Genomic DNA, 10662 nt, shown 5'->3' with positions numbered 1-10662 from the left:
CGGCAGCGCGGTCCCGTCGAGCAGGATCTCGCCGTCGTGGTCCCGGTGGAGCCCGGCCAGACAGCGGGCGAGGGTGGTCTTGCCGCTGCCCGAGCGGCCGACGACGGCGAGGCATTCGCCGGGATGCAGGGCGAGGTGCGGGGCGCGCAGGACGGTGGTGGTGCCGCTGCGGGCGCCGCCGTGGTGCCGGGCGGTGAGGTGGCTCACGCGGAGGACGGGGGCAGGGCTCGCGTCGTCCTGCGCCGAGTCATCGCCGCCGTCGTCGGCGAGGGCCGTGCCGTGTTCGGCGAGCAGGCGGCGGGTCCATGCGTGGCGTGGGGCCTGCCACAGGCGTTGGGCGGGGCCCGACTCGACGACGCGGCCCCTGCGCAGGACGAGGACCTCGTCGGCGAGGGCACGGACCACGTCCAGGTCGTGGCTGAGCAGGACCACCGCGATGCCGCGGGCGGCGACCGCCGCCAGTTGGTCGACGATGCCGCGCTTGGTGAGCGCGTCCTGGCCGGTGGTGGGTTCGTCGGCGACGATGACGCGGGCGCCGAGGAGGAGGGCCTGGGCGAGGACGACGCGTTGCTGCTGGCCGCCGGAGAGCTGGTGGGGGTAGCGACGCAGTAGGGCTTCGGCGTCGGGGAGTTGGGCCGCCGTCAGGGCTTCGCGCACCCCTTCCCGGGCCGCCGTGCGGCGCTGTGCGCGGGGCAGGTGACGTACCTGGGCGCGGGCGATGTCGTCGAGCAGGGCGCTGACGCGGCGGGCCGGGTTGAGGACGGCGGCGGGATGCTGGGGCACGTACCCGACCGGGCCGTCCCCGGACCGGCGCACCTCCCCGGTGACCCGGGCGCCGGGCGGATACTCCCCCAGCAGCGCGAGGCCGGTGGTGGTCTTGCCGCTCCCGGAGGCACCGACCAGGGCGGTCACCCGGCCGGGGAGCACACGCAGGTCCACCCCGTCGACGATGGCCCGGCCGGCGATCTCGACGCGCAGGTCACGGATCTCGGCGACCAGGTCGCTCTCATGGCTCACGGGCGTCGCCCTTTCTTGTCCAGTGCGGCATCGAAGAGCAGGTTGGTGCCCGTCGTCAGGGCGACGATCAGCAGGGCGGGCACGACCACGGCCCAGGGCTGGATGAACAGGCCCGTGCGGTTGCGGTCGACCATGACCGACCAGTCGGCGGCGTCCGGGGCGACGCCCACGCCGAGGAACGCGGCCGTAGACACCAGATAGAGCACGCCGGTCAGCCGGATACCGGCGTCGGCGGCCAGGGTGCGCAGGGCGGAGCGGCCGACGTAGCCGACGGCGACGCGCCACCACGACTCGCCCTGCATACGCAGCGCCTCCACGGCGGGCCGGGCCGCCGCCTCGGCCGCGGCGGCCCGTACGATCCGGGCGGCGTCGGGCACGTTCACCAGGGCGACGAGCAGCGCGAGGCCGACCGCGCCCGGCGTGAACACGGACGCCACGAGGAGGATCAGCAGCAGCGACGGTACGGCGAGCAGCACGTCCAGCGGCCGCATCAGCAGCTCCTCGAGCCACCGTGCGCGGGTGACCGCGGCGGCGAGTCCGACCGGCAGGGCGACGAGGTAGGCGAGGGCCGTCGCGGCGAGCGCGGTCAGCACGACCGTACGGCCGCCGTGCAGCACCTGCTGCCAGACGTCCCGGCCGACGAAGTCGGTGCCGAGCCAGTGGCCTCCGCCGAGGGTGAAGGAGACGGCGCGTGGGCCGGGGGCACCGGCGAACAGGGGCCCCAGGAGGGCGAGGAGCAGGGGGACCGCGACGACGGCGAGGCCGAGCAGTGATCGGCGCGGGGCCCTCACGCCGCCACCCCCGCCCGCGGCGTCAGGCGGTACGCCACCACGTCCGCGCCCAGGTTCAGTACGACGGTCAGCACACCGAACACCACCGCCAGCCCCTGCACCACCGGCACGTCCCGCTCGGCGACCGCGTTGAGGAGGACCGTGCCCAGGCCGGGGATCACGAAGAGCGCCTCCACGACGATGACCCCGCACAGCAGCCAGTCGACGGTGCGGGCGAGTTGCTGCGCGGCCGGAGCCAGGGCGTTGGGCAGCGCGTGGGCGTAGCGGACGCGGGCGCCGGGGACGCCGTAGCGACGGGCGTGGGCGGCGTAGGGCGAGGCGAGGGCGTCGACCATGCCGGCCCGGACCAGGCGGGACAGGGAGCAGACCGGGCGGGAGAGCAGGACCAGCACCGGCAGGACGAGCACGGCTGGGTGGCCGAGCAGGTCCGTGCCGTAGCCCACCGCCGTCGGTGGCAGCCAGGCCAGCTTCAGCGCGACGACCGTCACCAGCAGCACCCCGAGGGCGAATTCGGGCACCGCGTACACGGCGAGTGTCATGGAGCTGACCAGCCGGTCGATCAGCCGCCCCTCGTGGTGGGCGGCGAGCACGCCGAGTCCGAAGCCGAGCGGGACGAGCAAGGCGACGGTGAGCGCGGCCAGCAGCAGGCTCGGGCCGAAGCCGTCGGCGATGTAGTGGGCCACCGGGCGGCCGGAGGTCAGGGAGGTGCCGAAGTCGCCGTGCGGCAGGCCCGTCGCCCAGTCGGCCAGACGTGCGTAAGCGGGCCGGTCCAGCTCCAGGGTCTCGCGGATCGCCGCGATGCGCGCGGGGTCGGGCTGGTCGCCCGCGAGGGCCACGGCGGCGTCGCCCGGCAGCGCCTCGGTGAGCGCGAAGACCAGCAGCACGACGGCCACGGTCTGGGCGAGGCCGAGGAGCAGCCGCCGGACGACGAACGAGCCCAGGCCGCTCTCTTTCACGCGAGCCACACCCTGTCGAAGCGGGCCCAGTCGAGGGTGTTGGCCGGGGCCTTGGTCTCGACTCCCCTGACCTTGCGGGCCGTTCCGAGGATCCAGTCGGCGAAGCCCCAGACGAGGAAGCCGCCCTCGGTGTACAGGCGGCGCTGCATCCGCTCGTAGACGGCGGCCCGCTCGGTCTTGTCGCGGGTGGACTGCGCCTGCTGGTAGAGGGCGTCGAAGTCCTTGTGCTGCCACTTGGTGGCGTTGGTCGTGGAGTCGGTGAGCAGCCGCTGGGAGATGTGGGCCTCGATGGGCATGGCGCCGGAGCGGTAGCAGCACAGGGTGCCACCGTCGAGGATGTCGCTCCAGTAGGAGTCCTTGCTGCCCATCCGCACATCGATCGTGACGCCCGCCTTGGCGGCCTGGTCGCGGAAGATGCCGGCCGCCTCGGTGAAACCGGCGGCGACGGCCGAGGTGTCCAGGGTGACCTTCAGCTTCTCGGCGCCGGCCTGTTTCAGCAGGGCGCGGGCGCGGTCGAGGTCCTGCTCGCGCTGGGGCAGACCGTCGGCGTAGTACTCGTAGCCCTTGCCGAACAGGTCGTTGCCGGCCTCGCCCGCGCCGGACAGGGCACCGTCGACGAGTTCCTTCCGGTCGGCGATGAGGAAGAACGCCTCGCGCACCCGCCGGTCGTCGAAGGGCGGCCGGTCGGTCTTCATGCAGAACGCCTGCATGGCGCTGTTGCGCAGCCGGACGATCTCGATCTGTCCCCGGCCCTCGTGGGCGCGTGCGGTGGTGGGGTTGAGTTCGTGGGCGTACTCGACCTGGCCCGCGAGCAGGGCGTTGACACGAGCGGACTCCTCGTTGACGACCACGAATTCGAGCTCGTCGAGGTAGGGGGCGCCGTCCCAGTGGTCCTCGTGGCGGCGGAAGACGGCGGAGCGGCCGGGCGCGAAGGAGACGAAGCGGAAGGGGCCGGAGCCGATCGGCCGCTGGTCGAAGTCGGTGGCGTTCTCGGGGACGATGTAGGCGCCGAACGCGGCCAGGACGTTGGGGAATTCGGCCGTGGGGCGCTTGAGGACGAACTCGACCGACCGCTCGCCGGTGGCGCGGCTGGCGTCGAGGTCGATGGGTTCCAGGGAGGCCTTGGCGCGGAACGCCTGCTTCGGGTCGGCGATACGGCGGTAGCTGTAGAGGACGTCCTCGGCGGTGACCGGCCTGCCGTCGTGGAAGGCGGCCTTGCGCAGGGTGACCCGCCAGCGGTCGAGGGTCTTGTTCGCCTCCCACGCGGCGGCGAGGCGGGGGCTGGCGGAGAGGTCGGCGTCGTAGTCGGCGAGCTTGTCGTAGAGGGCCTTGGCGCGGGCGACGTCGGCGAACAGGCTGGCCAGGTGGGGATCGAGCGTCTCGCTCGCGCCGCCGCCGGCGAAGGCGGCGCGCAGCCGTCCGCCGCGCTTCGGCGTCCCCCCGCTGCCGCTGTCCGTCTTGTCGTCCGTGCCGCCGCCGCAGCCGGTGAGGGCGAGGGCGGCGGCGCCGGTGGTGGCGGCGAGGAAGCCGCGTCGGCGCAGGCCGGGAAAGTGTTCGTCGTGCATGGCTGGTCCTTCGTTTCCTTCGGGTCAGGGGGCGTGGAGGCGCGCGACGACGTGCAGCCGGTCCCCGTCGGTGGTGGTGCCGGGCAACTCGCCCTGCCGCCAGCGGGGTTCGGTGCGCGGGCCGGGGCCGTCGTGCAGTTCGAGCACCTCGAAGTCGTGCGCGGTGAGGAAGCGCCGTAGCTCCTGCGGGAACAGCAGTCGCCAGGCGGAGTGCTGTGCGGCGGGCGGGGAGCCGTCGTCCGTGGTCCAGACGCGAGTACGGCGGAGCAGTTGGGCGGTGCGATCGACGGTCAGCGTGGTGTTCGACCGGTAGGCCGTGCCCTGCCAAGCGAACTCGTCGACGAGCGGCCGGTCGAGCAGGTCGGTGCGGCCGAGGAAGTACGCGCCGTTGCGCATCTCGGCGACCAGCAGGCCGCCGGGGGTGAGGGCGTGGCGGCAGGAGGCGAGGAAGCCGTCGAGCTGGTCGTTGGTGTGGCAGTACAGCAGGGAGCTGTCCAGGCAGACGACCGCGTCGAAGGCGTCGCCGCCCAGGTCGAAGCCGTGCAGGTCGGCCCGGACGTACGCGGGGCCGGGATGGCGGGTGCGGGCGTGGGCGAGCATCGCCTCGGAGAGGTCGGCGCCGGTCACGGTCCGGCCGGACCGGTGCAGGGCGGCGGCGTCGCGGCCTGTGCCGCAGCCCAGGTCCAGGACGCGCGGCCCGGCCCCGTGACGGCGCAGGCAATCCTCCGCCCACCGGGCGGCCAGCCGTTCGGGGTCGGGGAAACGGGCCTCGTACAGCTCCGGGTGGTCGGTGAGGAGGTTGCCGAGCACGCCGCCGCGGAAGACGCTCATGCGGTGCTCCGCTCGCGCACCGGTTCCGCGGGGGCCGGCAGCGCCCCGCGGCGGTACAGCCACGCCACCGCGCCCGCCGAGGCCAGCCCGAACAGCGCACAGCAGAGCCACGGCAGCCAGGGATGCCCGCCGCTCTCGCCCGTGTCCATGGCCCAGCCGACGGCCGTGTTGCCGAGGGCGGCGGCGACGCCCGAGACGACGTAGAAGATCCCGAAGTACGTGCCGGTCAGCTCGGGCCGGCCGAAGCGCGGGATCAGCTCCATCACGAACGGCTGGGCGATCATGATGCCGAGGTAGAGCAGCAGCGCGCCCGCCAGCACGGGCACGGCACCCGCCGTGAGGGCCGGCGGCAGGAACGCGAGCCCCATCACCGCGAGCCCGACGGCTATCCAACGTGCCCTGTTTCCATGGGACTTGAGCCGCTGGGTGATCCTGAGTTGAAGCGCCAGGTTGGCGACCGTGCCGACGAGGAAGACGATGCCCGCCGCCCCGTCCCAGCCGGTCGCCTCCCTGGCCCCGTCGGGCAGCAGCAGATAGAGCTGGTTCTCCAGGGTGAACATGCCGACCATGGCGAGCGCGAAGGCCACGAAGGGCCGGTTGCCGAGCACTTCGCGCCAGTCCCCGAGGACGCCGCCGCCGCTCGGCTCGACCTTGCGCGCGGGCAGGACGAGCGCCTGCGCCACGGTGAGGACGGCGAAGATCCCGGCGGCGGTGAGCGCGGACGTGCGGAAGTCGACGAGGAGCAGGGCGCTGCCCAGCAGCGGGCCGATGAGCGCGCCGGTCGTGGCGAACACGTTGAACAGCGCGAACGCCTCCGCCTTGCGCTCTCCGGCCTCCTGCGTGAGATACGCCCGCACGGCCGGGTTGAACAGCGCCCCCGCGAGCCCGCTCAGCACGGAAGCGGCCAGCAGCACCGTCAGCCCGTCGCCGAGCGCGAACAGCGCGAATCCGAGGGTGCGCAGGGCACAGCCCGCGATGATGACGCCGCGTGCGCCGAGCCGGTCGGAGGCCGAGCCGCCGATGATGAACAGGCCCTGCTGGCTGAGGTTGCGAACCCCGAGGACGATGCCGACGACCGCCGCCGACAGGCCCAGATTCTCGGTGAGGTGGGTGGCGAGGTAGGGGATGAGCAGGTAGAAGCCGGTGTTGACGCCGAGCTGGTTGACCAGCAGGAGCCGCACGGCGAGCGGAAAGCGCCGCATCTCATGCCACGTCCGCACGGACCGCCACCTCCTCGACGCCCAGGCCGGCGAGGCCACTGGTGCGGACGACGCCGTCGGCGCCGCCGATCCCGGTCCACGGGTCGTGGGCGAGCAGCAGATGGCCGTCGAGGTCGGCCCAGCGGGCCCGGTCGGCCAGGTGGACGGCGGGGGCGAGTCCGAGGGTGCTGGCGGTCAGGCAGCCGAGCATCAGGTCGGTGCCGCTGCCCTCGATCGACTCGGCGATGCGCAGGGCGGCGTGTACGCCGCCGCACTTGGCGAGCTTGACGTTGACGCCCTGGACGCGTCCGGCGAGGCGGCGGACGTCCTCCAGGGTCACGGCGTCCTCGTCGGCGATGACGGGCAGCGGCGCGCGCTTCGCGAGGGCGCCCAGGGCGTCCGGGTCGCCGGGCGGGACGGGCTGCTCGACGGCTTCCACGCCGAGGTCGGCGAAGCGCGGCAGCAGGGCGTCCGCCCGCGCAACGGACCAGGCGCCGTTGGGGTCGAGGAGCAGCCGGGCCCGGGGAGCGGCGTCGCGGATGACGCGCACGCGCTCGATGTCGTCCTCGGGGTCGGGGGCGCCCGCCTTGACCTTGATGACCTCGAAGCCGCTCGCGGCGAGGCGGCGGGCCTCGGCCGCCGCCCGGATCGGGGCCGTGATGCCGATGGTGCGGGCGGTGGCGGCGACGGGCGGGGCGGTGGTCCAGAGGAGGCGGTGCACGGGGGCGCCCGCGCGTTTGCCGGCCAGGTCGAGCAGCGCCGACTCGACGGCGGCGGTGACTGCGGGCGGCACGTCACGCGCGGGCGAATCCCCCGCCCGCAGGGCCTCCAGGGCGCTCTCCGGATCGGCGAAACGGCTCAGGTCCACGGCGGAGAGGAGCCGTACGAGCGTCTCGGTGCCGAGCCCGTAGTACACGCTGGTGACGGCCTCGCCGTGGCCGCGCAGTCCCTCGTGCTCGACGGTGAGCCATACGGCGTCGCGTGCGGTCATGGTGGAACGGGAGATGCGCAGCGGCTCGGCGAGTTCGAGGCGTACGGTGCGCAGGCTGGACTTCACGGGCTCTCTTTCTTCTGCGAGGCGGGGGCGGCGAGCGGGTCGCTGACGCGGGTGCAGCGGACCCAGCCGGCGGCCTCCGCCGCGTACGGGTGCGGTATCTCGACGGGCCGGGTGGCCGCGGCGGCCGGGTCGAGGCCGTGGGCGGCGGTGAAGTCGTCGTCGTAGACCGTGCCGAGGTAGCGGTGCGGGCCGTCGGGGAAGACGGTGGCGACGACCGCCCCGGGGTGGACGCGGGCGGCCCAGGCGGCGACCCGGGCGGCGGCGCCGGTGGACCAGCCGCCGCTGACGAAGGCGCCCCGCGCCAGCCGGCGGCAACTGTCGACGGCCTCGGCCGGGCCGACCCAGTGGACCTCGTCGAAGGCGTCGTAGGCGACGTTGCGCGGGTGGATGCTGCTGCCGAGGCCGCGCATCAGCCGGGGCCGGGCGGGCTGGCCGAAGATGGTGGAGCCGGTGGCGTCGACGCCGATGAGCCGCAGGGCGGGCCAGTGCCGGCGCAGCGGGCCGATGATGCCCGCGCTGTGGCCGCCGGTGCCGACGCTGCACACCAGGATGTCCAGATGGTCGAGTTCGACGGCGATTTCGGCCGCCAGGGAGGCGTAGCCGGCGGTGTTGTCGGGGTTGTTGTACTGATCGGGCCAGTAGGCGCCGGGCAGTTCGGCCAGCAGTTCCCGCAGCCGGGCCAGGCGCGCTGCCTGCCAGCCGCCCCGCTCCGCCGGCCGGTCGGCGATCTCCAGCCGCACCCCGTAAGCCCGCAGCAACTGGCGCATGGACGGCTCCAGTTCCCGGTCGCCGACCAGCACGACGGGATGACCGAGGGCCTGTCCGGCGAAGGCGAGCCCGATGCCGAGGGTGCCGGAGGTGGACTCCACCACCGGGGCACCGGGCAGCAGTTCACCGCGTTCGCGGGCGCCCAGCAGCATCGACACGGCGGCCCGTGCCTTCATCCCGCCGGCGGCGAGCCCTTCGAGCTTGGCCCAGAACCCGGGGTGCGGGCCCGGCAGGTCGGCGGTGATGCGGGCCAGTGGGGTACGGCCGACCAGGGAGAGCAGTTCCCGTCGCGCGGCCGGGCGGAGCGCGGTCGCGGTCATCGCCCGCCTCCCGGACAGGAGCCGTCGTAGCGGTGCAGGACACCGGGGCCGCCGTCGAGCCAGAAGAACGGGTACGGCTCCGCGCACACCGCGCTGACGCCCTGCCCGAGGAAGCGCGGCAGCACCGCGCTCCCGGTCTGGGCGAACATCACCAGCCGCTTGCCGTGCGCCAGCGCGTGCCGCCGCAGCGGTTCGAAGGTGCCGTTGCCCAGGGTCATGCCGGAGACGAGCAGCGCGTCACAGCGGCCGGCCGCGGCGAGCGCGTCGGCGACGACCGGCTCGTCCCACTCGGTCGTGCCGCCCTTGAGGTCACACGGGATGTAGCGCAGATCGCGCGAACGCAGCGCTTCCAGAAGGGAGTTGACCACTCCCACCACGAGCACCGTGGCACCGGGCGGCAGGTCGAGCAGGCCTACGACGGTCTTCGCCCGGGCCCGGGACTTCTCCAGCGACGAACCGGCGGGCAGCGGGACGGGGCGGGCCCCGTTCGCCGGGGTGTGCGGCAGGACGTGCATCAGATAGGCGTCGAGGGCCGCCACCCGCACCGCCGGCAGCGGATGCTCCAGCAGCCGGGCCACGTCCGCGCCCACACACTCCTCGACCGCGCTGTCGGGCAGCGCCCCGGGTTCGACCGCGCAACTGCCCACGGCCTCGGCGAGGCGCAGGCTGAGCACCTCGTTGCGGTAGCCGGTGCCCCGCCCGGCGTGCCGGACGGCCTGCCGGGTGGTGAAGGCCACCGCGATGCGCAGCGTGCCCGGGTCGGGCCCGAGGGCCCCGGCGCGCACCTGGTCCACGAGGCCGTCGTACGAGGTGCGGGTGCCGGTGAGCGCGGTCATCGGATCACCAGTCCCGCCCGCAGCCCGTCCAGCAGGGTCTCGACGCGTGCGCGGGCGCCGAGTCCGTCGGCGTCGCCAGCCATGACGTGCCCCAGGTACTCGTTGTTGCTGCCCGCCGCCTTCACCGCCTTGCCGGGTTCGGCGAGTTGCACCTCCAGCACACCGGGCAGGTCGCCCACGTCCACGCCGTCCAGCGCTTCGAGGGTGCCCGAGGAGCCCGGCACCAGGAAGCCGACGGCCGCGCTGCGCAGCCCGGTGTCCGTGTGCCGCAGGTCGGGTGCGCGGCCCAGGGCGACGTCCACGAAGGCGGCGGCGAGGTCGATCCCGGTGACGTGCCGTACGAGCTCGGTGATGCGGTTCCCGGCGGGCCGGGGGTTGACCTCGACCACGCGCGGTCCGGCGGAGGTCAGTTTGATCTCCGTGTGCGCCACGACCCCGTCGGTCAGGCCGAGGGCCTTGAGGGCGGCCAGCGCGGTCTGTTCGGCGGCCTCGGCGTCGGCGAAGGGCAGCGCGGCCGGGAACATGTGCCCGGTCTCGACGAAGGCGGGCGCTCCGCCGACGCTCTTGTCGGTCACGCCCACCACCTGGACCGCGCCCGCGTACGACACCGTCTCGACGCTCACCTCGGGACCGTCCAGCAGCTCTTCGAGCAGCACCACGGGCGTCCGCCGCTGTCCGCGGGCGTTGACCGGGAAGTCGGCCAGGGCCCGGCAGGCGGCGGCGAGCTGGGCCTCGTCGTCCACGCGGCGCACGTACATGCCCGCGCACAGGTCGACGGGCTTGACGACCAGCGGGTAGCCGATGTCCCGTGCGGCCCGCGCGATGTCGGCCCACTCCTCCCGGACGGCGAAGCGCGGGCCCGGCACCCCCGCGTCGGCGAGGACGCGGCGGGTGCTGTCCTTCCGGCAGGCGTTGCGGACCGCCTCGGGCCCGGGGCCGGGCAGACCGAGACGTTCCGCGATCCGTGCCACGGCCGGCAGGTAGTAGTCGCAGGACGTGACGACCCCGTCGAAGCCGAGCACCCCGTGCAGCCGCTCGACCTCGGGCAGCAGCGCCTCGATGTCGTTGGTGTCGGCGGTGATGACGTTGCGGGCGCCGAGCAGCGGATGGGCCGTTCCCTCCGGGGCCGAGCGCAGGTAGTGGTGCAGGTCACGGGTGAGGAACGTGAACGCGTGCCCGTTCTCCCGGATCGCCCGCGGCAGCAGTCGGCTCATGGACCCGACCCAGCTCTCGACCACCAACAGATGAGCCACAACTCCCCCTTTCTTGCAGTGAGTCAGAGGCGTGCGGGCAGCCCGGCGAGCCCTCCGGGAGGAGGGTGC

The 10662-nt window shown here is 74.1% G+C and carries 10 protein-coding genes; all 10 read right to left on the bottom strand.

Features of this window, described 5'->3' with window-relative positions; all coding sequences use genetic code 11:
• On the bottom strand, nucleotides 1-1017 hold a 1017-nt coding region (locus ACFTZL_RS00745; RefSeq protein WP_382576495.1), incomplete at its 3' end, for an ABC transporter ATP-binding protein.
• The gene (locus ACFTZL_RS00740; RefSeq protein WP_382576493.1) at nucleotides 1014-1808 is read right to left on the bottom strand and encodes an ABC transporter permease; all 795 of its coding nucleotides are present in this window, start codon (nucleotides 1806-1808) and stop codon (nucleotides 1014-1016) included. The genes ACFTZL_RS00745 and ACFTZL_RS00740, both read right to left, overlap by 4 nt.
• Nucleotides 1805-2764 carry an ABC transporter permease gene (locus ACFTZL_RS00735; protein ID WP_382576491.1) on the bottom strand — a complete coding sequence of 320 codons (960 nt, stop codon included), beginning with the start codon at nucleotides 2762-2764 and terminating at the stop codon, nucleotides 1805-1807. Before ACFTZL_RS00735 ends, ACFTZL_RS00740 begins: the two co-directional genes overlap by 4 nt.
• Nucleotides 2761-4329 carry an ABC transporter substrate-binding protein gene (locus ACFTZL_RS00730; protein ID WP_382576488.1) on the bottom strand — a complete coding sequence of 523 codons (1569 nt, stop codon included), beginning with the start codon at nucleotides 4327-4329 and terminating at the stop codon, nucleotides 2761-2763. Before ACFTZL_RS00730 ends, ACFTZL_RS00735 begins: the two co-directional genes overlap by 4 nt.
• A gap of 24 nt (nucleotides 4330-4353) precedes the next feature.
• Entirely contained in the window at nucleotides 4354-5160 is an 807-nt protein-coding gene (locus ACFTZL_RS00725) for a class I SAM-dependent DNA methyltransferase (protein WP_382576486.1), read from the bottom strand.
• Complete coding sequence (locus tag ACFTZL_RS00720; protein WP_382576483.1) at nucleotides 5157-6380, bottom strand: MFS transporter; 1224 nt, start codon at nucleotides 6378-6380, stop codon at nucleotides 5157-5159. Before ACFTZL_RS00720 ends, ACFTZL_RS00725 begins: the two co-directional genes overlap by 4 nt.
• Nucleotides 6364-7416 (bottom strand): dipeptide epimerase, encoded by a 1053-nt coding sequence (locus ACFTZL_RS00715; protein WP_382576480.1) that lies wholly within the window; start codon nucleotides 7414-7416, stop codon nucleotides 6364-6366. Before ACFTZL_RS00715 ends, ACFTZL_RS00720 begins: the two co-directional genes overlap by 17 nt.
• Nucleotides 7413-8504: a PLP-dependent cysteine synthase family protein gene (locus tag ACFTZL_RS00710; RefSeq protein ID WP_382576478.1), complete on the bottom strand. Its 1092-nt coding sequence runs from the start codon at nucleotides 8502-8504 to the stop codon at nucleotides 7413-7415. The genes ACFTZL_RS00715 and ACFTZL_RS00710 overlap by 4 nt, the downstream gene beginning before the upstream one ends.
• The gene (locus tag ACFTZL_RS00705; RefSeq protein WP_382576475.1) at nucleotides 8501-9340 is read right to left on the bottom strand and encodes a Rossmann-like domain-containing protein; all 840 of its coding nucleotides are present in this window, start codon (nucleotides 9338-9340) and stop codon (nucleotides 8501-8503) included. The genes ACFTZL_RS00710 and ACFTZL_RS00705 overlap by 4 nt, the downstream gene beginning before the upstream one ends.
• Nucleotides 9337-10593 carry an ATP-grasp domain-containing protein gene (locus tag ACFTZL_RS00700; protein WP_382576473.1) on the bottom strand — a complete coding sequence of 419 codons (1257 nt, stop codon included), beginning with the start codon at nucleotides 10591-10593 and terminating at the stop codon, nucleotides 9337-9339. The genes ACFTZL_RS00705 and ACFTZL_RS00700 overlap by 4 nt, the downstream gene beginning before the upstream one ends.
• Between the last annotated feature and the right edge of the window lie 69 nt (nucleotides 10594-10662).

Origin of the sequence: Streptomyces sp. NPDC056948, from assembly GCF_042674225.1 — a bacterium.
GTDB lineage: Bacteria > Actinomycetota > Actinomycetes > Streptomycetales > Streptomycetaceae > Streptomyces > Streptomyces purpurascens.
This window is presented reverse-complemented; position numbering and strand designations above follow the sequence as displayed.

Coding starts and splice junctions, on each gene's coding strand:
- ACFTZL_RS00730 (WP_382576488.1), bottom strand. CDS start 4,329: ATGCACGACGAACACTTTCCCGGCCTGCGCCGACGCGGCTTCCTCGCC.
- ACFTZL_RS00710 (WP_382576478.1), bottom strand. CDS start 8,504: ATGACCGCGACCGCGCTCCGCCCGGCCGCGCGACGGGAACTGCTCTCC.
- ACFTZL_RS00705 (WP_382576475.1), bottom strand. CDS start 9,340: ATGACCGCGCTCACCGGCACCCGCACCTCGTACGACGGCCTCGTGGAC.
- ACFTZL_RS00725 (WP_382576486.1), bottom strand. CDS start 5,160: ATGAGCGTCTTCCGCGGCGGCGTGCTCGGCAACCTCCTCACCGACCAC.